22 protein-coding genes are annotated in these 21,951 nt (G+C 63.2%); 9 read left to right on the forward strand and 13 right to left on the reverse strand.

Annotated elements, in window-relative coordinates:
* Nucleotides 1-183: 183 nt before the first annotated feature.
* Entirely contained in the window at nt 184-1,497 is a 1,314-nt protein-coding gene (locus BMF35_RS07790) for an SAM-dependent methyltransferase (protein ID WP_047005461.1), read from the reverse strand.
* A gap of 91 nt (nt 1,498-1,588) precedes the next feature.
* Here BMF35_RS07790 and BMF35_RS07795 point away from each other — a divergent pair, with 91 nt between their 5' ends.
* Entirely contained in the window at nt 1,589-2,032 is a 444-nt protein-coding gene (locus BMF35_RS07795) for a DUF1801 domain-containing protein (RefSeq protein WP_047005462.1), read from the forward strand.
* Here the strand turns inward: BMF35_RS07795 and BMF35_RS07800 are convergent, their stop codons facing one another.
* The 5 genes from BMF35_RS07800 to BMF35_RS07820 form a co-directional block, all read right to left on the reverse strand.
* Nucleotides 2,033-2,776, reverse strand: a complete 744-nt coding sequence (locus BMF35_RS07800) for a molybdopterin-dependent oxidoreductase (RefSeq protein WP_047005463.1) — start codon at nt 2,774-2,776, stop codon at nt 2,033-2,035.
* Nucleotides 2,763-3,497 (reverse strand): cytochrome b/b6 domain-containing protein, encoded by a 735-nt coding sequence (locus BMF35_RS07805; protein ID WP_047005464.1) that lies wholly within the window; start codon nt 3,495-3,497, stop codon nt 2,763-2,765. The genes BMF35_RS07800 and BMF35_RS07805 overlap by 14 nt, the downstream gene beginning before the upstream one ends.
* Nucleotides 3,494-4,255: an SDR family oxidoreductase gene (locus tag BMF35_RS07810; protein WP_047005465.1), complete on the reverse strand. Its 762-nt coding sequence runs from the start codon at nt 4,253-4,255 to the stop codon at nt 3,494-3,496. The genes BMF35_RS07805 and BMF35_RS07810 overlap by 4 nt, the downstream gene beginning before the upstream one ends.
* Before the next feature lie 37 nt (nt 4,256-4,292).
* Complete coding sequence (locus BMF35_RS07815) at nt 4,293-6,356, reverse strand: NAD(+) synthase (RefSeq protein ID WP_047006427.1); 2,064 nt, start codon at nt 6,354-6,356, stop codon at nt 4,293-4,295.
* A gap of 337 nt (nt 6,357-6,693) precedes the next feature.
* A complete protein-coding gene (locus BMF35_RS07820; protein ID WP_047005466.1) occupies nt 6,694-7,125 on the reverse strand; it encodes a glycine zipper 2TM domain-containing protein in 432 nt (143 codons plus the stop codon).
* 249 nt (nt 7,126-7,374) lie between these two features.
* Between BMF35_RS07820 and BMF35_RS07825 the strand changes: the two genes are divergently transcribed.
* Entirely contained in the window at nt 7,375-7,896 is a 522-nt protein-coding gene (locus BMF35_RS07825; RefSeq protein WP_156172018.1) for a hypothetical protein, read from the forward strand.
* Here BMF35_RS07825 and rlmN read toward each other — a convergent pair.
* Nucleotides 7,893-9,134: a dual-specificity RNA methyltransferase RlmN gene (gene rlmN, locus BMF35_RS07830; protein WP_047005468.1), complete on the reverse strand. Its 1,242-nt coding sequence runs from the start codon at nt 9,132-9,134 to the stop codon at nt 7,893-7,895. The genes BMF35_RS07825 and rlmN overlap by 4 nt on opposite strands.
* 36 nt (nt 9,135-9,170) lie before the next feature.
* A complete protein-coding gene (locus tag BMF35_RS07835; protein WP_047005469.1) occupies nt 9,171-9,668 on the reverse strand; it encodes an invasion associated locus B family protein in 498 nt (165 codons plus the stop codon).
* A 173-nt stretch (nt 9,669-9,841) separates the two neighbouring features.
* Between BMF35_RS07835 and BMF35_RS07840 the strand changes: the two genes are divergently transcribed.
* Nucleotides 9,842-10,477 (forward strand): OB-fold-containig protein, encoded by a 636-nt coding sequence (locus tag BMF35_RS07840; protein WP_047005470.1) that lies wholly within the window; start codon nt 9,842-9,844, stop codon nt 10,475-10,477.
* 26 nt (nt 10,478-10,503) lie between these two features.
* Nucleotides 10,504-12,279 carry a flotillin family protein gene (locus tag BMF35_RS07845; protein ID WP_047005471.1) on the forward strand — a complete coding sequence of 592 codons (1,776 nt, stop codon included), beginning with the start codon at nt 10,504-10,506 and terminating at the stop codon, nt 12,277-12,279.
* 58 nt (nt 12,280-12,337) lie between these two features.
* Here BMF35_RS07845 and BMF35_RS07850 read toward each other — a convergent pair whose 3' ends face one another.
* From BMF35_RS07850 to BMF35_RS07870, 5 genes are read right to left on the reverse strand one after another with little or no spacing between them, the layout of a single operon-like run.
* Nucleotides 12,338-12,922, reverse strand: a complete 585-nt coding sequence (locus BMF35_RS07850; RefSeq protein ID WP_047005472.1) for a hypothetical protein — start codon at nt 12,920-12,922, stop codon at nt 12,338-12,340.
* A complete protein-coding gene (locus BMF35_RS07855) occupies nt 12,919-13,467 on the reverse strand; it encodes an RNA polymerase sigma factor (RefSeq protein ID WP_047005473.1) in 549 nt (182 codons plus the stop codon). The genes BMF35_RS07850 and BMF35_RS07855 overlap by 4 nt, the downstream gene beginning before the upstream one ends.
* Nucleotides 13,468-13,520: 53 nt before the next feature.
* The gene (gene greB, locus BMF35_RS07860; RefSeq protein WP_047005474.1) at nt 13,521-14,012 is read right to left on the reverse strand and encodes a transcription elongation factor GreB; all 492 of its coding nucleotides are present in this window, start codon (nt 14,010-14,012) and stop codon (nt 13,521-13,523) included.
* 7 nt (nt 14,013-14,019) lie between these two features.
* Entirely contained in the window at nt 14,020-14,487 is a 468-nt protein-coding gene (locus tag BMF35_RS07865) for a hypothetical protein (RefSeq protein WP_052765862.1), read from the reverse strand.
* Between the two features lie 54 nt (nt 14,488-14,541).
* Nucleotides 14,542-16,464, reverse strand: a complete 1,923-nt coding sequence (locus BMF35_RS07870) for a lytic transglycosylase domain-containing protein (RefSeq protein WP_236781499.1) — start codon at nt 16,462-16,464, stop codon at nt 14,542-14,544.
* 112 nt (nt 16,465-16,576) lie between these two features.
* Here BMF35_RS07870 and dapA point away from each other — a divergent pair, with 112 nt between their 5' ends.
* The 5 genes from dapA to BMF35_RS07895 all read left to right on the forward strand — a co-directional run bounded on the left by dapA (nt 16,577) and on the right by BMF35_RS07895 (nt 21,890).
* Complete coding sequence (dapA, locus tag BMF35_RS07875) at nt 16,577-17,455, forward strand: 4-hydroxy-tetrahydrodipicolinate synthase (RefSeq protein WP_047005476.1); 879 nt, start codon at nt 16,577-16,579, stop codon at nt 17,453-17,455.
* A gap of 185 nt (nt 17,456-17,640) precedes the next feature.
* On the forward strand, nt 17,641-18,123 hold the full coding sequence (locus BMF35_RS07880) for a hypothetical protein (protein ID WP_047005477.1): 483 nt from the start codon (nt 17,641-17,643) through the stop codon (nt 18,121-18,123).
* A 60-nt stretch (nt 18,124-18,183) separates the two neighbouring features.
* Entirely contained in the window at nt 18,184-18,666 is a 483-nt protein-coding gene (gene smpB, locus BMF35_RS07885; RefSeq protein ID WP_047005478.1) for an SsrA-binding protein SmpB, read from the forward strand.
* A 116-nt stretch (nt 18,667-18,782) separates the two neighbouring features.
* The gene (locus BMF35_RS07890; RefSeq protein WP_047005479.1) at nt 18,783-19,349 is read left to right on the forward strand and encodes a DUF2062 domain-containing protein; all 567 of its coding nucleotides are present in this window, start codon (nt 18,783-18,785) and stop codon (nt 19,347-19,349) included.
* A gap of 75 nt (nt 19,350-19,424) precedes the next feature.
* Complete coding sequence (locus BMF35_RS07895) at nt 19,425-21,890, forward strand: response regulator (protein WP_047005480.1); 2,466 nt, start codon at nt 19,425-19,427, stop codon at nt 21,888-21,890.
* The last annotated feature ends 61 nt before the right edge of the window (nt 21,891-21,951 follow it).

Below are 21,951 nucleotides of genomic sequence, written 5' to 3' on the forward strand. Positions count from 1 at the left end.
GAAGGTCACTAGATCGCCGCGAGCGTTTGCCTCGATGACTCTCGAATAATGGGGGCCGTTGGAGACGCCAAATGATCCCGCAAAGAAGGCCGGTATCAAAACCCACCAAAATGAGAAATACCCAAGGCCAGCGGCAATCGCCGCGGCAATCGTAGCAAGTTGGGTTAGGCAGCCTAGCATTTATTACTTCGCCGCTTCCTTCAGCGCCGGGTCGAGGTGCCATTGCGGCGGTTCTTCGAGGCCGCGCAGGCGTTCGCTTTCATGGTGCATGAATTCGCGCGTCATCGGGATGGCGGCGCGGTCTTTTACATAGACCAGCTGCCAGTTGACCATGTTACCATTGCGGAAGCTCTGCTCCGCGCCGGCGAGGTAGAACAGCCACATGCGGTAGAACACCTCGTCATACATCTCGACGATCTCGTACTTGTGCATCACGGTGCGATTGTACCATTCCTCCAGCGTGTGGCTGTAATGGAAGCGCATCGCCTCTACATCCATCACCTGCCAGCCAAACTTTTCGCTCTGCGTCACCAGTTCTGAGAGGGCGGGGATATAGCCGCCGGGGAAGATGTATTTGCGCGTCCACGCATCGGTGAACCCGGGAGGTCCGGCGCGCCCGCAGCAATGGCTGAACATCACGCCGTCCGCTTTGAGCAGCCGGTGCGTATGCTCGAAGAAATGGGGGTAATGCGGCGTGCCGACATGTTCCAGCAGGCCGACGCTGGTGATGCGGTCGAACTTGCCCTGCACGTCGCGGTAATCCATCAGCGCGAACTTCACCTTGTCGGAAACGCCCGCCTCTGCCGCGCGCTCCTTGCAGAAGGCGATCTGGTCTGGTGCCAGCGCCACGCCCAGCACTTCGCAGCCATAGGTGCGGTGCAGATACATGGCGAGCCCGCCCCAGCCGCAGCCGATATCGAGGATGCGCATGTTCGGCCCGGTTTCGGGTGTGATGTTTAGCTTGGCAGCGATGTGCGCTTTTTTATCGAGCTGCGCTTTCTCCAGGCTGTTATCCGTGTCGCGGTAATAGGCCATTGTGTATTGCCGATCCTCGTCGAGGAACAGCTCATACAGGCGGCGCGTGAGGTTGTAGGTGTGCTCTGCATTCTTGCGCGCCTTGCCCTTCAGGTTCACGCTATCGATCCTGGCGATGGACTTCTGCACTGCGGTACGGATCGCACCCTTGGGTTTGAGCGGTGCGTCACCCAGCGTTTTCGCGTTCTCGGTCACGAACAGGATCATGTCGCGGATATCATGCGGCTCTTCCACGACCAGCCAGCCCCACATGAAGGCTTCGCCCGCGCCGCATTGCGGGTAGCGGGCGATGTGGTTGGCGGCCTTTCGGTCGGTGAGGCGGACCCGGATCGGCCCCTTATCCATGCCGTGGACGCCTTCTTCGACGCCCGGTCCGTATTCGTATTCTTTGCCGTCATGGTCGATGATGACCATCCGCCCGCGCTTGATTGCCTTGGAAAGGAATTTGTCCAGCAGCCACATAGATTTGCGTCCCCTCGGGTGTTTTCGCGTTTGTGCTGCGGTTTGCGGGCGGTTTGGCGGTGAGTCAATTCCGCGCTATGGCTTGAGCACCATGAGCGCCAACAAGACCACGCCGACGGACGCCAGCCCGCAAGACTTCATCGACACTGTCGAGCCCGAAGCCAAGCGCGCGGATGCGAAGGTTCTCGATGCCATGTTCCGCCGCGTGACGGGCGAGGAGCCGCGCATGTGGGGACCGAGCATGATCGGCTATGGCCAGTATCACTACAAGTATGACAGCGGCCGCGAAGGCGACTGGATGCGCACCGGTTTCAGCCCCCGCAAGGCGAAACACTCGCTCTACCTGATGGGTGGCTATTGCGACGATGCGACCGGCGAGAAGAACGATGCATTGCTGGCGAAGCTGGGCAAGCATTCGCGCGGTAAAAGCTGCCTCTACATCAACAAACTGGCCGACGTTGATTTGGACGTTCTGGAAGAGCTGGTGCGCACCAACTGGCAATCGATGAACCGGGTGTATCCGCCGGAAGGCTGATCAGATCCCCGCATACCATTGGTAGCCGGAACGATCTTCCCAGTAGCCACCTTCGCCGCCCGCGATATCCCGATAATCGGCCACCAATTCTATACCGGTCAGGTATTTGGCGTGCTTGTACCCCAACTGCCGTTCGATGCGCAGGCGAAGCGGCGCGCCATTGCGTACGGGCAGCGGTTCACCATTGAGTTCATGCGCGATGATGGTCTGCGGATGATACGCATCATCCATGTCGCAGCTCTCGTAATAGTCCTGTCCGTTGAGATTGTCGGCGCAGCGGAAGATGACGTAATTCGCGCCCTTCCGCACACCGGCAGCGTCCAGGATGTCGGACAGCTGCGGTCCGGTCCACTCGCCGATCGCGCTCCAGCCTTCCACGCAATCGTGCCGGGTGATCTGGGTGCGCTGGGGCAGGGCGCGTAGCTGGTCCATCGAAAGCGACAATTCGTTGTCGACCATGCCGGTAACCGTGAATTGCCAATTGGCGAACCCCTCCGCCTCGGCGGAGCGATAGGCATCGGTGTCGACATCCTGGCTGCCATTGCCGCGGAAGAATGGCGAGATATCGGCGCGGTTATATTCAGGCGCCATCGGAATGCGCCCGAAAGCGAGGCCGCGATGCAGCCCGCGGTGCCAGCTTTGCGCGCCGTCCACGATCTTGCCGAACCATCGCGAGTTGCCGATCTCGTTGCAGCCGGCGAGGAATGCAGCGCCTGCCGCGACGAGGAAATTACGCCTTTGCATTGTCGCCTCCTTCAGCGGCCGCAGGAGAATGCCCTTCAAGCCTGCCGCCCGTAATCATGTCGCGGATCTGACCGATCGGCCCCGCCAGCAGGACCAGCACGATATGCAGCACGAAAAATCCGAAAAGCAGCCAAGAGGCGATGAAATGGAGGCTTCGTGCACTCTGGCGACCGCCGAACAGTTCGGTCACCCATGGGAACACGGCTTCCGCACCCGGGCTCATCACCATGCCGGTGAAGATCATCAACGGCAACAGGATGAGGATGACGCCCGCATAGGCGATCTTCTGGAGGATGTTGTATTTCCCATCGCCGTGCTCGAAGTTCAGGCGGGCATGCTGCTTGATGTCGGTCCAGATGTTCGACAGCTTCCATTCGCGGCGCGAGGCGAAGATGTCGCGCTGCATGTGCCGGTTGATGAGAGCGATCACCATGAAGGCGAGCAAGGTGAAGGCGAAGACAAGGCTGAAGACAACATGCCAATCCCGCGCCTGTGCCAGGCTGTAGAAGTCGGGGATGGTCGCCCATCCGGGGAAGCGCGGCACTTCCAGCCAAGCGTCGGCGGGGGCGAAACCGTCATCGCCCCAATAGAGGCGGCGGTGCGCGTTGGAGATGTTCAACCCGCTCATGAAAAGCACGATCAGGCTGACCGCGTTGATCCAGTGCCATATGCGGGTCGAAAGCGCGTGGCGCTTCGCTGGCCTCGCTGCCCTCTTGCTCATGGCTGATCCCCTTTGCGTTCGAGGTATATCACATCGCGATCTTGGTCGAGAATGTGCTGGCCGCTGTCGACAAAGATGCTCTGGCCGCCGGCGAGCGGACCCTCGGCGAGGAACAGCGCGGCATCCGCCACTTCATCCGGGCAGGTTCGGCGTTCCAGCAAGTTCAGGAGGTGCGAGCGTTCGGCCTCTTCGGCGGTCTGGTCGTGGCTGGGAAGGATGGCACCGGGCGCGAGGGTGTAGACGCGGTCTCCGGTCTCGGTCGCCATCGCCATCATCCGCGCGGCGATATCGGCGGCGGCCTTGCTCATCGTGTAGCTGAAGAAATCGGGATTGAGGTTGGCTAGCTTCTGGTCGGTCACTTGGATCACCCGCCGCCCCGCTTTACTGCGGGCGTTGGCTAGAAAAGTCTGCGCCAAGAGGGCGGGGGAGGCGGCGTTTATCTGCATGGAACGGGCATTCGTGCGCGGATCGAGTGCGGTTACATCGTCGGGCGCAAAGATGGAGGCGGAATTGATGAGGCAGCGCCAGTCATCCAGCCGTCCGGCCAGATCGCGCACCATCGCCGCCCCGGCATCCGGATCGGAAAGATCGCATTGCGCAGTTTCGGCGCTGGGCAGCTCGGCGGCGAGCGCTTCTGCTGCCTCTGCCGAGCGATTATAGTGGATGACGACGTGCCATCCGGCCTCGGCAAAGCGCTGCGAGAAAGCCGCACCTAGCCGCTTGGCGCCGCCTGTAACGAGAACTGCCTTTCCGCTCATGTCTGCACCCTAAGACTATGGACGCGGCTGGCAAGCGTCACTCGGTTTCAGGCACCTTCTCGCGCAAATCCGCCAGCCACACGTCGGCCACCGCATCGCTGGGGGCGCGCCAGTCTCCGCGTGGGGACAGCGCGCCGCCGGCGCTCACTTTCGGACCGTTGGGCATGGCGCTGCGCTTGAACTGGCTGAAAGCGAAGAAGCGCTGCACGAAATTCTCCAGCCATTTGCGAATTTCAGGTAGGCCGTAGGCATTCATATGCTCGTCGGGAAAGGCATGCGGCCACGAACCGGCCTCGCGATCCTTCCACGCATGCCAACACAAGAAAGCAATGTGGCTTGGCGTTTGCCCCCAGCGGATCGTGTGGTGCAGGAAAAAGTCGTTCAGTTCGTAGGGGCCGATAATGCTCTGCGTCGACTGGATATTGCCCGCATCGTCCGCCGGAACGAGTTCGGGGCTGATTTCGGTATCGAGCACCGCATCCAGCGCCTCGTCGCAGGCGGGGTCGAGTTGGTCGGTCCGCTCGGCCCAGCGGATCAGGTACTGGATCAGCGTCTTGGGCACACCGGAATTGACGCTGTAATGGCTCATCTGGTCGCCCACGCCATAGGTGCACCAGCCCAGCGCCAGTTCGGAGAGGTCGCCCGTGCCGATCACGAAACCATCGTGATGGCCCGCAAGGCGGAAGAGGTAATCGGTGCGTAGGCCCGCCTGCACGTTCTCGAATGTCACGTCGTAATGCGGCTCGCCGTCGGCGAAGGGATGGCCCATATCCTGCAGCATCTGCCGCGCGGCGGGCTTGATGTCGATCTCCTCCGCAGTGACTTTGAACGCTTTCATCAGCTTCCACGCATTGGACTTGGTATCGTCCGAGGTAGCGAAGCCCGGCATGGTGTAGGCGCGGATGGTGGAGCGGGGCAGGTCGAGCCGGTCACAAGCTTTTGCCGCCACGATCAAGGCATGGGTCGAATCCAGCCCGCCGGAAATGCCGATCACAAGCGACTTCGCGCCCGTTGCCTTTATACGGCGCATCAGCGCGTCGACCTGAATGTTGAACGCCTCGTAGCAATCCTCGTCCAGCTTGTCGGCGCGGTTCGGTACGAAGGGGAAGCGGCGGATGGGGCGGCGTAGCCCGATATCGCCTGCCGTATAGTGATGCTCGAAGCCGATCGTGCGGAATGTGTCTTCCGGCCGCCCGGCATCCTCCGCTGCATCGTTGAAAGTCTGCATCCGCATACGCTCGTTGAGGATGCGGCGCGTATCGATATCGGTCACGCACAATTCGGGCTCGAGGTCGAAGCGCACGCTTTCAATTAACAGGTCGCCCAGTTCGTAAACCATGCCCTGGCCATCCCAGCTGAGATCGGTGGTGCTCTCGCCAAAGCCACTGGCGGAATAGGCGTAGGCGCAGACCGACCGGCTGGATGTCGCGCGGCTGAGCAGATGCCGCTCATCCGATTTGCCGATAGTGATATTGCTGGCGGAAAGGTTGAGGATTATCGTCGCACCGGCAAGCGCCGCCATGGTCGAAGGCTGGGTCGGGCTCCAGAAGTCCTCGCAAATCTCGATACCGAAGGTGAAGCCGGGCGGATTGGTGGCGGAGAAGATCAGGTCCGTACCGAACGGGATTTCCGCGCCGTTCACGGGCAGCCAGAGATCCTGGCAATTATTGCCGCGGGCGAACCAGCGCTTTTCGTAGAATTCGCGGTAATTGGGAAGGTAGCTCTTGGGCACGGCGCCAAGCACTTCGCCATGGGCGATCACCACGGCGCAATTGTAGATGCGCCCGTTGCGGCGGAGCGGCGCTCCGATGACGAGCACAGGATCGAGCATTTCGGTGCCTTGCCGGATCACCTCGATCTGCGCCTCGACAGCATCGAGCAAGGCGGCCTGAATGTGCAGGTCGTCGATCGCGTAGGATGACAGGCATAATTCCGGGTAAAGCAGCAGGTCGACATTCGCCTCATGCGCCATCTCCGCCTGCTCGATAATGCCCCTTGCATTGTAGGCCACATCGGCGGTGCGGGTGGTCGGCGTGCTGGTCGCGACCCGCACGAAGCCGTGGCTGTGCATGTCAAAAAAGTCGTATTCGGCTGCGCTCATATCGGATGGGCTTTCGGCAGGTTCGAGGAAATCGGCAGGCTGGCAGATGCCAAGGTCGGAAAGGCGTTTCTGGGTGGCGGCGCGGGGCACCTTGCCCTTGGCTTCCCAGCCATAGACCGTCCGGCTGGGCCACGGTTCCGGCTTGCCATATTGCGCGCCGAACTCCGCAGCGCTCAGCGGCGGATCATGCGCCTCTCGCCATTTGCGGATTTTCTGCCCGGCCCGATGCATACACAACCGGTATCCTGAAAGGATACGCTGTGCAATGCGCGCAAAGAAAAAGCGCCGCCGCTTAGTATGAGCGACGGCGCTTCGAAACCTTAGCTGACGTCAGCGATTACCGGCAACGGGCAGAGCCGCGGTCGATCTCGCGGCCCAAGACGGCGCCTAGCGCAGCGCCGAGGAGTGTGCCGACCGTACGGTCACCACGAGTGTCGATGGCCCGACCTACCAGCGCGCCGCCGGCGGCGCCGATAATCAGGCCCGTAGTGCCATTGCCGCGCTCGCAATAATAGCGACCGTCACGGCCCTGCCACACGCGATCTCCGCGATGCACACGGCGCGGTTCGATATATCGGCCATACCGGTCATATTCGCGATAGCGACGGTCGCCGCGGCGATACCGGCGATCATCGTCGTCCCAGTCATCGAAATGATACTCGCTCATTTCGTAGGGCACTGCCGACATGGGCATATCCAGCGCCATGGCAGGAGCGGCAGGGAGCGCCAGGGTGCTGGCGGCGGCGAGGGCAAGCATTGTCTTTTTCATCGCTATGAACCTTTCGAGTCGAGTACCGGCTGGGTCGGTTCACGCAACATTGTTCAGCTTCGCCCAACCTCAGATGAACGGCGGGTTGTAATCGACTCAAAGGGACGAGCCGTTATCTTGCTGCGACAAAGCGCATGTTGCGGTTTCATCACGCTCTTGCGCTTTGACGGATCGCAGGGCGAACATCGCTTTGCGATCACTGCCTTATGTGCTCCAGTGTCGGAGAGAGATCGAACAGGAGGGACGTAGATGAAGAGACTTGTTACAGCCGTCGTGAGCGCCGCATTGCTGGCGAGTCCGGCCGCGGCTCAGGATATTACCGGCTTCGACAATGAGGCATCGCGCGACATGCGGGCCATGGTCGGCGTTACCATTCCATTGGGCGGACGCACCCAGCACGGCGAAAGCGAGCCGCGCTTCGATTTGCGGTTCGAAACCGGTGAAAGCGATTGGCACAGCCGCGCGCAGGCGCAGGCCAATCCGCTGCTCGATCATCGCCAAGAACTCCGGCAGGGCACCATCTCGCTGACCTTCGAGGACAATCCCCGTTTCCTGATCAACGGCACCAGCCTCGTGCCCCAGTCAACCGTGCTCGCAAGCCAGGATGAACCGCTCGGTTCGGGTGACGGCCCCAATGGCGGCGATGAACCGAATGAGCCCGATGCTGTCGATCACATCGCCCGCGGTGCCTTGTTCGCAGGCGTGGCCGTGGCCACCGGCGTGGCCGCCATCGTTGCCGCTTTCGCACTTTCGGATAACGACGAAAACTAGGCGCTTTCGGCTGCTTCCGCCGCCTCGCGGTCCAGCTGGGCGCGGCTTTTCTTTTCGGCGGCCGTTTTCAGCTGGCCGCATGCCGCGTCGATATCGCGGCCGCGCGGGGTGCGCACCGGCGCGCTGATGCCGCCTTCGAACACGATGTCGGAAAACGCTTTGATCCGCTCCGGCGTCGAGCATTCGTAAGCCGCACCCGGCCACGGGTTGAACGGGATCAGATTTACCTTGGCGGGCAGTTTGTAGGCCTTCAGCAGGCGGACGAGTTCGCGCGCGTGTTCATCGCTGTCGTTCTTGTCCTTCAGCATCACGTATTCGAAAGTGATCCGCCGCGCATTGCTGGCACCGGGATAATCGGCACAGGCCTGCAGCAATTCCTCGATGCCGTACTTTTTGTTGATCGGCACGATTTCGTCGCGGATGTCCTTGGTGACGGCGTGCAGCGATACGGCAAGGTTCACGCCGATCTCCTCGCCGCAGCGCTCCATGGCCGGGACCACGCCGCTGGTGGAAAGTGTGATACGGCGCTTGGAGAGCGCCAGTCCGTCGCCATCCATCACCAACTGCAGCGCATCGCGGACATTGTCGAAGTTGTAGAGCGGTTCGCCCATGCCCATCATCACGATGTTGGTCAGCAGGCGGCCATCGGCGGTATATTCCGCCTCGCTCTCTTCCTCGGCGAAATCCATCTTGCCTTTCGGCCATTCGCCCAGCGCATCGCGCGCCAGCATGACCTGGCCGACTATTTCGCCCGGGGTGAGGTTGCGCACAAGGCGCATGGTGCCGGTGTGGCAGAAGCGGCAATTGAGCGTGCAGCCGACCTGGCTGGATACGCACAGCGTGCCGCGATCGGCATCGGGGATGAAGACCATCTCGAAATCATGGCCGTCCGCCGTGCGCAGCAGCCATTTGCGTGTGCCGTCAGTGCTGTGCTGCGCTTCGACCACGTCGGGCCGACCGATCACGAACCGCTCTGCCAGCCACGGTCGCATGGTCTTGGCGATATCGGTCATCGCCTCGAAATCCGTCACGCCCCGATGATAGAGCCAGTGAAACACCTGCTTCGCACGCAGCTTGGCCTGACGATTGTCGAGGCCGGCACCTTCGAACAGGGTCGCGATATCCTTCTTGGGTAGGCCGATCAGGTCCACGCGCCCATCCTCGCGCGGCGTGATGTCACGCGCGACGGGAACCGGGTCTACCTGCCCGGGAATGCTCATCAGTGTCGTATCGGCCATGGGAGGCGCGCATATAGGGCGCAAATGGCGCTTTGCCTAGCGTTGCCGTGCGCAGCCTACGCTCGCGGCATCCATGGCAGTGGCCGCGCCTTGCAGGCTGTAGCGATCGGTAAAGCGGTTTCCGCGATTGTCCGTGGCGGAGATGCTCATCCTACTGCCTGCCCTGAAGGCTGCGACGATGGCGGCATCATCCTGCGGGCCTGTCGCCCATGCATCATTGCCGCCGCCCGTCAGATCGAAGCGCTGCCCGCCAATGGCGAGGCGCAGGCGCGGGTTGGAGGACAGGTTGCGGCTGAGATTGAAATGCACCTGTCCGCGCACCTGCCGATCCGGCCATGTGCCTACCGTTGCGAACGGCTGGTGATCGCGGCGGCTTTGCGAGGGCTGCGCGGCGGCAATCGCATAGCACCGCGGCACTTGGGAATCGCGAAATGCGCCCCAGTCGCCGAACACGCCAAGGCTGTCGCGAATGTTGGTCGGCGCCGCAGCGGTGGCGAGAATGGCCGTCGCGGCGAGGAGGGAAAAAGCATGCATCGCGGCCCTGATAATCCCCCCATCGCGCGCCGTCAAAATCGGACGCGATCCGTCCGGTTTTTCTGGCGTTTCAAGCGGATTTATGCCATATAAATGGCAACGGAGGGGACCCCGAAAACTGAGGACCCATAAGAGAGGACGCCAGCGGCGCAAGCCGGTTGGTGCGCGATGGAATGAGCCTGCTTGCCGACTATAATTTGCCCTTTGTGATAGCCATGGGCCTGATGGTCCTTGCGCTGGTCTTGCAGCTGGTTGGCCTCGGCGATTTCGATGTCGGCGGCGATGTCGATGTCGATGCCGGTTTGGAAGTCGGGGATGCGACCTCCACCGGTATCGGCGGCGCGCTGCTCACCCTGCTGGGGCTGGGCAAGGTGCCGCTGATGGTGTGGCTGATGGTCTTCCTGCTGCTCTTTACCGTGATCGGAATGAGCATCCAGGCGCTGACCGGAGACCTGATCGGCGGCCCGCTCTATCCATGGCTGGCGGCACTGTTTGCAGGAGGCGCGAGCCTTCCCGCGACGGCCATTGCAACCCGCCCGCTGGCGCGACTGATGCCGCAGGACGAAACCACTGCCGTCGGGCTGGACAGCCTTGTCGGGCGGCGCGGCAAGGTCTCCACCGGCAAGGCGCTGCGCGGCTCGCCCGCCCGCACCACGGTGCGCGACCGCCACGGCCATGCCCACCACGTCATGCTGGAGCCGCACGAGGATGCCAGCGAAATCCACGAAGGCGACGAGGTCCTGCTCGTTCGCCGCGAGGGACAGACATTCTTCGGGGTGCCCTTGGCAGAGCGCAAGCTCGCACCCTGACAACAGTTCAACAATAAGGAGAGAATATGGAAAGCTTTATGGATGCAGGCCTTGTCGGCATAGTCGGGGTGATTGTCGCCTTTCTGGCGGTCATCATCTTCCTCACCAAGCTCTATCGCCGGGCCTCGAAAGAGATCGCCTTCGTGCGGACGGGCGTCGGCGGCGAGAAGGTCGTGATGAACGGGGGCGCGCTCGTCTTCCCGATCTTCCACGAAACCATGCCCGTCAACATGAACACGCTGGTGCTGAGCGTCGTGCGCCGCGATGGCGAGGCGCTGATCACGCTCGACCGGCTGCGGATCGACGTGAAGGCGGAGTTCTACGTTCGCGTGAAGCCCGATAGCGATGCCATCGCCATGGCCGCGCAGACGCTGGGCCAGCGCACCATGCAGCCCGAAATGCTGAAGGATCTTGTCGAAGGCAAGTTCGTCGATGCGCTGCGCTCCGTCGCAGCGGGCATGACCATGAACGAGTTGCACGAACAGCGTGCGGACTTCGTGCAGAAGGTGCAGCAGGTGTCGTCCAACGATCTGGCCATGAACGGCCTGGAGCTGGAGTCGGTCTCGTTGACCGGTCTCGATCAGACGAGCATCGAGCATTTCAACGCTAATAACGCCTTCGACGCCGAAGGTCTTACGAAGCTGACCGAACAGATCGAAGCGCGCAAGAAGCTGCGCAACGATATCGAGCAGGACACGCGCGTGCAGATGGAGGCCAAGAACCTCGAGGCCGACGCCCGGAGTTTCGAGATCAGTCGCGACACCGAATATGCGCGCCTCTCGCAGGAGCGCGAAGTCGAGGTGCGGCGTGCGGCGCAAAGCTCCGAGATCGCTCGCGAGCAGGCAGAGCGCCAGCGCGAAGCCGATGCCGCGCGGATCGAAGCCAAGAAGCTGGTCGACGCGCAGCAGATCGAGGCCGACCGGCTGGTGGAAGAAGCCCGCATCGACCAGGTGCGCGCGCTGGAAATCGCCCGGCAGGAACAGCAGATCGCCGTGCAGAACAAGTCGCGCGAGGAAAGCCAGGCCAAGGCAGAGGCTGACGCGGCCCGTGCCAAGGCTGTCGCTGCCGAAGAACAGGTCGCCACGGCCCGTGAAAGCGAGATTGCCGAGCGCCAGAAGAAGATCGAACTGATCGAGGCAGCCAAGCAGGCAGAGCGCGAAGCCATCGGCATCAAGGTCGAAGCCGAAGCGGAACGCGATGCTGCGGCCAACCGCGCCGAAGCCCTGCGCCGCGAGGCCGAGGGTGAAGCCGAAGCCGAGAAGCTGCGGGCAGAAGCTGCGCGCGTTCGCTTCGAGGTCGAAGCTGCTGGCCAGCAGGCCATCAACGAGGCTGCGAACATCCTCTCGATGGACCAGATCAGCCTGCAGACCAAGTTGGCCCTGCTGAAGGTGCTGCCGGAAGTGATCCGCGAAAGCGCGAAGCCCATGGAAGCCATCGACTCGATCAAGATCGTGCAGGTGGACGGGCTGACCCAGCGCGGCGGTTCGGGCGGCTCCGCCAACGGCGCGGCCAGCGTCGGCGGCGGATCGGGCAATCTCGCCAACGATGCGGTATCGGCAGCTCTCGCCTACCGCGCGCAGGCTCCGGTGCTCGACGGCCTGATGAAAGAGCTGGGCCTCGATGGCTCCTCGCTCGGCAAACTGGCCGAAGGCGCTGCCAAGCTCAACGGCAATGGCGAGGCGGGCGGAGACGACACCATCGTCGACCTGCTGAGCGACATCGCCGAAGCGAGCGACGAGGCAGAGAACCGCGCCAGCGGTGAAGCGGCAGACGATAGCGAGACGCAGCAGGCCGCCGAATAAACGCTTTCAGCGCAATACAGGGGGCGCGGTGGCAACACCGCGCCCCTTTTTTTTTCCTTCAGCCCTCGCGCAGCGCATCGATCGCGTCGATCTCGCGTTGCAAGCGGCGCGCGCCCCATTTGTTGAGCGCGTAGACGCCCACGAAGACCACGATGGGAAAAGCGAAAGCGGGCCAATCGGCAAGCGGCGGGGCCTGCCAATCAGCCATGGGCGTCGCCAGCCACGGCACCGCGAGAAAGGCCAGCATGCCGGGCACTAGCGGCAGCAAATACCACCACAGCACATTGTCGATGGCGTCGCGCTGGCGAACCAGCTCGCGCCGCTGGTATTCCAGGACGGAGACCGCGCCGCCATCGCTGGCAGGCGTGAGCGGCGCACCGCGGCGATGCAATTGCCATAGGACTGTCGCAATCCCTGCCAGAAGGAGAGCAGCGGCAGCCTTCATCACGGCTAGCGGGATCAATGCGATGATCGCGATGCAGCCCGCTGCCACCAGTGCTCCGGCGGCATATTCGATAGCATTGCGCCATTTGATCTGGCGCCGAAATTCATCGGCGCGTCGACGCAGTTCTGCGATGGGGGGCAGGGCGCTTTCGGGTGCGTTGGCCTGCCAGCTGGCGCGAGCGAAATCTTGCGGTGTCATCGGTCAATGTCCTCTGGCTGGAAGGCCTCGGCAAGCAGCGCCTTGAGGCGGTGAATACGGGTGGCGACCGCGCCGGATGAAAGCCCGGTCACGTCACCGATTTCGGCGGCGGACAGGTCCTCCAAATAGAGCAGCATCACTTGGCGGTCGGCGGGCTTGAGGCGGTGGATGGTCGCCATCAGGCGGCGCGTTACCTGGTTCTCGCCGACCTCGGCTTCGGGGTTGTCGGGTGCGGCCAGCGCGTCGATTTCGTCCAGACCGGATTGTGCCTGCGACGGCTTTGACCGCATGGCTTTCTGGATATGGCTGACACCGACATTATGGCCGATGCGGTAGACCCAGCTGCGCAAGCTGCATTGGCCTTCGAAATAGGCAAAGCTGCGCCACAATTCGGTGTGGATGTCCTGCACCAGGTCACGCGCGAGGTCGGGATCGGCTTCATAGCCGCGCGCCAGGCGGGCTATGGCATCGCCGAACTGTGCGGCGGCATCGCGATAGGCGTCGTCCTGCGATCCGGCGGATGCGCTGTCTTTCGCTTGGGTCATACCGGGATAGTCCGCCCCTCACCGGCTTTCTTACAGGCTTTGCGAGATTTTTCTCAATCGCCCGGATAGGTGATCGCCAGCACTTCCCACTCCTTCACGCCGGCTGGCAGGCGAACGGTGCGCAAATCGCCCACTTCCGCACCGCGCAAGGCGCGCGCAATCGGGCTGGACCAGCCGACACGACCTTCGCCCGCGTCCTGCTCGTTATCACCGACAATGATGAGGGTGCGCTCGTCATCGTCCTCGTCGGCAATGGTGACGGTCGCGCCGAAGAACACGCGCGCCTTGTCCGGCTGCTGCGCCGGGTCAACGACCTTGGCGAATTTCATCACCTTGGCGAGGTAGGCCAGCTCGCGGTCGATCTCGCGCATGCGCTTGCGACCGTAGAGGTAATCGCCGTTCTCGCTGCGGTCGCCATTGCCCGCCGCCCAGCTGACGATCTCGACGATTTCCGGGCGTTCGGTGCCAAGCAGGTGGTCGTAGCGCGCTTTCAATGCGGCAAGGCCGGCAGGCGTGATCGGGTTATTGTTGTCGGCTAAGGGCATCGCCGCTCTATCGCGCGATCAGCACATCCTGATCAAGCGGTTCGTCCCAGTCGATGCGCGTATCGGTGACCTGCTCCCGGTATTCGCCATCCTCATAGACATGGAGAGCGTGATAATGCGTTGCCGCGTCGTAACGCTCGACAGTCAGCAGGATCTGCCATCCATTTCGGCTTTCGGGCGAGAGGCGAACGGGGCCTTGCGTGGTCGGGCTGCGACCGATCTCCTGAAAGCCGTCCGGTGTGCGCTGGAGCACGAGCATGGTGCAACCGCCGGTGCCGCATCGACCCGGCTCAGTCAGCAAAACCACATGTTCATCCGATCCGTCGCCATTCAGATCGACGGCGGCGGATTCGAACGTCGTGACATCGTAGTTTGCCGCGACAAACGCCTGCAGCGGGGCGCTGTCGTCAGCCGGAACGGCGGATGCGCAGGCAGCGAGGATTGCCGGAACGAAGGCGGTGGCAGCGACTTTCATGCCGCCGCCATATCATTCCGCCCACTTGCATGCCAATGCCGCGGCCATGGCAGTCTAGCGCAGGAAATCCTCGACATCGCGGCTGCGACCGGCGCGTTCGGGATAAAGGTTCTCATACACCACGGCATTCTCGATCACGCGGTGGACGTAATTCTTCGTCTCGAAGAAGCCGATTTCCTCGATCCAGCGCAGCCAGTCTCCGGTCTGGCGCGGGTCGCCATTTTCGCGCAGCCAGCGGTTCACATTGCCGGGGCCGGCATTGTAGGCGGCGAAAGCCAGCGGGTAGCTGCCATCGTAATAGCGCACCAGCCGCTCGATATGATTGGAGCCGAGGCGCATCGCATATTGCGGATCGTCCATCAGGCGGCTGGCGGAGAAAGGTACGCCCGCGCGACGCGCTTCCTCGCGCGCGGTGGCGGGCATGAACTGCATCAGGCCGCGCGCGCCCGCATGGCTGATGGCGTTTTCGGCAAACTGGCTTTCCTGCCGCGCAATGGCGTGGATCAGCGTCCAGTTCGTGCCCGGCGGGGTGTCGAGCGTGGGATAGCCTATACGGGTAAAGCCGTCATGGCCATCCGCACCTGCAAAATCGGCGAGGTTCACGGCAAGGTCGCGGCGACCGATCTCGCGCGCCAGTTCGCCGACCAGCACGTGGTCTTCTACCGTCTCGGCCTGATCGGCGATGGCGCGGTAAAAGCGGATGCCCGTGCTCCAGGGCGCGTCGCGGGCAACTTCAGCGACGGCGCGCGTGATAGGTTGGTCGATAAAGGCGGCGCGACTGTCGTTGCTGATCGTCACGCTGGGCGTGGCGGGATATTCCGGCACGTCGCGGCCAAGCCGGTCGAGCGCCAGCAGGCCGTAGAAACGGTCGCCATATTGCGCGGCCATATCGTAATGGCGCATGGCCTCGGCAGTATTACCGGCGGCGCGGTAGGCCTCGCCTGCCCAGAAGAAGCCCTTGGACCGGGTTTGCGGCGTGCGGGCGGCGGCGCCGTATTCGTAGAACAGCGGCGCAGCAGCGGCGGCATCGCGCAGGTGCCAGAGCGCATTGGTGCCGCCAGCCCACATGAGCGATGTGTAATCGTCCCGCAGGCGGAAGGGACCGGTAGAGATGTCGTAATCCTCGGCGAAAGACTCAGCGCCGCGCTGGGCGATGCGCACTGTGTTGCGGCGATCGGCAGCGCGGGCGAGCGCCAGCAGTTCGCCCGTCCAGGCTGTCGTATCAAGCGGCTCCGACGACAGCGTCGGCCCGTTGGCAATCATCGCGATAGCGCGGCCGACCTGGCCTTCCTGCCGCAATTCGCGGCTGCGATTGTAAAGATAGCCCGGATCGCTAAGCGCGCCCGCGGCATCTGTCGCCCCGTCGCCGCCCTGCAGGATGGCAAGACGCGCGGCGAAAATTTCGCGCCGGTCGGGCGAAGTGCGCGCCAGCTGGCGGGCGGCAGCATCGCCGTCACGCTGCCAGAGCAGCGCATCCATGCGCGCATCGTGATCGTCCTGTGAGAATTCGCTACCGAAATTGGCCGAGATGCTGGCCTCCGCCGTGGGCGACATCTCGCCGCCGCGCCATGCCTCGAGCGCCCAGCGCTGCGCCTCGGCCCGCTGCGGGCCCATCAGCGCGAGCGCATAATGCGCCTTCGCATAGTTCGTGACCGGATCGACATTTTCGAAGAACTGCAAAAGCAGTTGGGGGTCGGTGAACTCTTCGCGCAGACGCTGCTCGGCGCGCGAACGCAGGGTCGTCTCGTCCGGAAAGCCGGGATTGGCGAGCAGGAAGCGGGCATAAGTCGTGAACGGCAGCTGTGCCTGCCGGTCTTCCCAAAGCCGCTCCCACCGCGCGATTTGCGGCGCCATCGGGCCCGGACCATCGGCCACCAGCATGGCGCGGTTGCGGTCCCACTCGCTGGCATCCTGCGCGAAGGCGGCAGGTGACAGGGTCAAAGTGGCGGCGAGGGCGATCAGGGGAAGACGAACCATGCTGGACATTGTGTGGCGGGCATCCTTATCAGGCGCTGAATAGAAAACTTTATTGCGGTGGTAAGGCCAAGATTGTGGCCCCCTCCACCAATACAATGCGAGAGGCGCACAAATGTTCTCAGGATCCATCCCGGCGCTGGCGACGCCTTTTGCAGGCACCGAAGTGGATGAGGATGCCTACCGCAAGTTCATCGAATGGCAGATCGAGAACGGGTCCTCCGGCCTGGTTCCCTGCGGCACGACGGGGGAGAGCGCTACGCTCGATAATGACGAGCATCACAAAGTCATCGCCATCTGCGCCGAGGTGGCGAACGGCCGTGTGCCGGTGATCGCCGGTGCAGGCTCCAACGATACGCAAACCGCGCTGTGGCACATCAAGGAAGCGCAGCTGGCAGGGGCCGACGCGCTGCTGCTGGTCGCGCCCTATTACAACCGCCCCTCGCAGGAAGGGCTGCTGGCCCATTTCAGCTATCTGGCGGAGCGGGCCGAACTGCCCATCGTGCTATACAACGTGCCGGGCCGCACCGTGACCGACATCAAGCCCGAAACGGTGGTGGAGCTGCACCGCCGCTTCCCGGAGAAGATCGTGGCTCTGAAGGATGCGAGCGGAGACCTCTCGCGTGTCGTCACCCAGCGAATGGGCGCACCGGAGCTTTGCCAGCTTTCGGGCGATGATCCGCTCGTTCTGGCAGGTTATGCGCTGGGTCAGGTGGGTTGCATCTCGGTAACGGCGAACGTCGCGCCGCGACTATGTGCGGATTTCCACGCCGCCGCTGCCGAAGGCGATTTCGAAACCGCGCGCACGCTTAATGAAAAGCTCTATCCGCTTCACGCCGCCATGTTCGCCGATGCCTCCCCCGCGCCGGCAAAATATGCGCTGAGCAAGCTGTTCGACTGGTTCAGCCCCGATGTGCGCCTGCCCATCGCGCCCTGCTCCGATGCAGCCAAAGCGAAGGTGGACGAGGCCATGGCTGGTGCCGGGATCGGATAAACGATTGCCCGTTCCGGCTGCGGTTTTCCGAACGCGCTTATGCCAGACGGGACATTGCAGAGCTGCTTGGAGACTTTACCCGCTCAATAACTGTGTCGGCTTTCAGCCCGCTAGCCGGTGCGGAAAGCGGATTTGGCTTTGCAAAATTCGCGCCACGAAGCGGGAAAGGATTTGACGCCGTGACCATGAAAAAATTGATTTCGCTCTTGGTGCTTTTGAGCTTCGGGGCAGCGTGCAGTTCACCAGAACAGGACGCTGAAAGCGCTCCGGCTGCGGAAGAGGAAGCAGTGGTTGAACCGGCCATCACCGGCCCGGACGAAAGCGCGCTCGATGCCGACGACGTGGCGTCACGCTTCCAGCTCCCGGCGGTGGACACGCCCTATAATGAGGCGCGCGATGCTTTGCTTGCGGCGGGCTACGGGCCCAGCATCGGGCAGTGCAGCGGTATCGGAATCCAGACTTGCGATGACTTTCCCGAGATCGACAATTGTTCGGGCACCGGCGCGGGCTTTTGCGACATGACCATGCAGCGCCCCGGTGAATGCGTGGCCATCGTGACGAGCGGCGGGCCTCCGCAGATTGACGGCGGCACGGCCGTCATCGCATCCATCGAACTTCGTCAGGAGAGCTGCGAGCGCGAACCGCTCTTTCCGCAAGACGACGCCTGAACGAAGGGGTAGCGGCGGGGCTTTGCTTTTGCTGGCGGCGCGCCTACATGCGCCCACCTGATGGCTCGCCCCAAACCCCCCACATTCGACAAGCAGAAAGTCGTCGCCGAAAACCGCAAGGCGCGGCACAACTACTTCATCGAAGAAAAGTTCGAGGCGGGCCTCGCCCTGCAAGGCACCGAGGTGAAGGCATTGCGCGCGGGCGAGGGCAGCATCGCCGAAAGCTACGCCGAGGTGAAGGACGGGCAGGTCTTCCTCGTCAACGCGACCATCCCCGAATACAGCCACGGTAACCGCCAGAACCACGAGCCAAAGCGCCCGCGCAAGCTGTTGCTGCACACGCGCGAGATCGACAAAATGCTGGGCGCGGTGGAGCGGAAGGGCATGACGCTGGTGCCGCTGTCCATTTATTTCAACGGCAAGGGCCGCGCGAAGGTGGAGCTGGCGCTGGCCAAGGGCAAGCAGGCGCACGACAAGCGCGCCACCATCAAGGATCGCGACTGGAAGCGCGACAAGGCCCGCATCATGAAAGAGAATAGCTGAGCGTGCACCCCCGGATTTGGAGGCCGGAACCTTTGCAAAAGCCGTTAAGCGGTGGTTGTTATCCTTTCGGCTAATCCCACCTAGGAACGAGCGAGAAAAGGTGTATTGGCCGCCCCATGGCAAGCAAGGTGACAGACTGGCTTAAGCGACGCCTTCCCGCGCTGCCCAAGCGTGAGGAGATGGCGAAGAATCGCTGGCTCTCCCCTGTCGCCGGAACCATTGCCCGCTCCGAACTGTGGCGCTTCACGCGCCGCAGCGTGCCGCGCGGCGTGGCGCTGGGCGTTTTCGCCGCTTTCATAATTCCGCTGGGCCAGACCTTGCTGGCGGTCGTGCTGGCGCTTCCGTCGCGGGCGAATTTGCCGCTGGCGGCTGTCACCACGCTCATCACCAATCCCTTCACCATCGCCTTCTGGGCGGTGATCGCCAACCGCGTGGGCAATTTTGTGCTGAAAATCGACGCCGAAACGGGCGGCATGGCGGGCGAGAGCATGCGCAGCGGCTGGTTGCAGGAATTTGCACAATGGGCGTCGCTGGCGGGCGTGACGGCGTTCGGCTTCCTAGTCCTTGCCATCGTCGGGGCGGCACTCGGTTATCTTATCGCGGGCTTCGCCTGGCGCTTCGTCGTCGCCAAGAAATGGGGCAGGCGCGGTTTGAAAGACAAGGCGCTGGCTCCAGCCGAGTGACCTTTCCCCGTTTTTCACACACCGATGGCCTGTGAACGCTAGGGCTGCGGCACGGCAAATGCTACGGATCCGTCCATGAGTTTGGGCCAAGTGCAGGAATCGCGGCGTCTGGTCGATGTCATCGCCGTGGCAGCGGCGGTGCTGGCCAGCATCGCGCTGATCCAGTTTGCTACCGATAACAGCACAGTGACGCTGGCCTATGCCGGCGGATTGACCGTGCTCGGCTTTATCGCCTTTGCCGCCGGTCGCGCGCGGGGCGGCAGCACGGTGCAGGCCGAGCCTGAAACCGCCGATTGGTCCGTCACGGTCGCGGCGATCGAGCGGACGGACCTTGCCATCGCCGTTACCGACCGTGCCAATCGCCTCGTTTGTGCCAATGCCGCGTTCGAACTGTGGTTCGGGTCGAGCAACGCGCCGCCGCGACTGCCGGTCGATGGCACCAGCGCAGACCAGCTGATCCGCATGGCGCGCGCCGTATGGCGCGATGGCAACGCGCCGGGCGTCACGATCGCCGATGAAGAACGCAGCTGGGAAGCCGAGGCGAGCCGCGCCGGGCGCAGCGATGAATATCTCGTCTGGCGCTTCTCGCCAGTGACGCGGCATGAACCGCTCGCAGGTATCGGCAAGCACATTACGGGGCTGTTCGGCCGGACCCTGGGCGCAGCGGGCATCTCTGTCGCTCTGGTGGCACCCGATGGCATGGTGCGCGCGGCAAATTCGTCTCTCAAACGGCGCGGGCTGGGTGACGAAAATGCGAGCATGGCGGGGCAGGAATTCGTCCAGATGCTGCGCACCGACGACCGCGAGCGCATCTTCTTCGCGCGCGAGGGACGCAAGGGCTCTCCGCAAACACTGGTGCAGGTGCCGCTTGCCGATCCCGATGCCCCGGCCAGCGAGGAAGTGCCGGGCCGCGCCGCGGCGGAAGCACCTTCGCTGATGCTGCTGATCGATAGCGGGATCGGACTCGGCGGCTGGGGCGGCGAGAGCAAGGGCAACACGGCGCAGCTGGAAGGCCTGCTGGAGCAATTGCCGCTGGGCCTTGCGACGACCGACCGCGAGGGCAAGTTCCTCTTCGCCAACCCCGCTTTCCGCCGCGCCGCAGGGCTGGAGAAGGGCGAGATGGTTCCCTATCCGTCCGACCTTGTCGTGCCGCGCGACAAGACGGCAATGTCCGATGCTGTGCGCCGTTACGGGCAGGGGCCGGCCTCCAGTGGGGACGTGGCTGTGCGGCTGCGCTCCGATCCGGATGAGCCTGTCAGTCTCGGCCTTGCCGGCGTTCGCGGGTTGGGCGATGCGGCGGTGCTGCTATCCCTGGCGGATACGACGGAAGAAGCGCGGCTCAAGCGGCAAGTGGCGCAGGCGACCAAGATGCAGGCGGTGGGCCAGCTGGCAGGCGGCGTCGCGCATGACTTCAACAATGTCCTCACCGCGATCATCGGCTATTGCGACCTCATGCTGCTGCGCCACACGCCGGGCGATAGCGATTATGACGACATCCAGCAGATCCGCGCCAATTCCAACCGCGCTGCTAGCCTAACGCGGCAGTTGCTCGCCTTCAGCCGCCAGCAGACGCTGCAACCCGAAGTGCTGCAATTGCCCGACGTGCTGAGCGAGGTCAGCCAGCTGCTGAAGCGGCTGCTGGGCGCGAAGATCACGCTTAAAGTGCGCCATGACCGCGGCCTTGGCCCCGTGCGCGCCGATCCGCGCCAGTTGGAACAGGTCATCATCAACCTTGCGGTAAACGCCCGTGATGCGATCCAGAGCCATGGCGGGGGTGAGGGCGCGGCCGGCACGCTGGCTTTCGCCACCCGCCGCGTCGAGGCGAAGGATATCCGCCGCATGGGCAGCGAGATCATCCCAGCGGGCGACTACACCGTACTGATCGCCGAAGACACCGGGGGCGGCATCCCGGCGGAGGTTATCGGCAACATCTTCGAGCCGTTCTTCACCACCAAGGAACAGGGCAAGGGCACGGGCCTCGGCCTTTCCACCGTCTACGGCATCATCAAGCAATCGGGCGGTTTCATCTTCGCCAGCAATGCCAAGAAGCCCGACGGCTCCATAAAGGGCGCGCGCTTCACCATCTACCTGCCGGTGCACGAAGTCACCGAAGAGGAAATGAAACGCGCCGAGGTGGAAGAGCAGGCGCGCGAATGGTCGGGCGGTGGCACCATCCTGCTGGTAGAGGACGAGGACATGGTGCGCGCGGTCGCCGAGCGGGCCTTGTCGCGCCAGGGCTATCATATCGTCACCGCCAGCGATGGCGACGAAGGCCTCGATATCGTCCAGTCGGGCGAGCACCAGTTCGACCTCGTCGTCAGCGATGTGGTGATGCCGAGCATGGACGGCCCCGCCATGGCGCGCGAGATCCGCAAGCTGCAGCCCGGCCTGCCGGTGCTCTTCATGTCCGGCTATGCCGAGAGCCAGCTGCGCGCAGAGATCGATATCGAGGCGATGCACTTCATCGCCAAACCCTTCAGCGTGCGCCAGATCGCCGACAAGGTAGGCGGCGTGCTGCGTAACGCTGGAAAGGTTGGATAGGGGTTTTGGCTCCTGCCACAGACATGGCGGCACGGGGAATATTCAGCCGCCATACAGGCAA

Origin of the sequence: Aurantiacibacter gangjinensis (assembly GCF_001886695.1) — a bacterium.
Lineage (GTDB): Bacteria > Pseudomonadota > Alphaproteobacteria > Sphingomonadales > Sphingomonadaceae > Alteraurantiacibacter > Alteraurantiacibacter gangjinensis.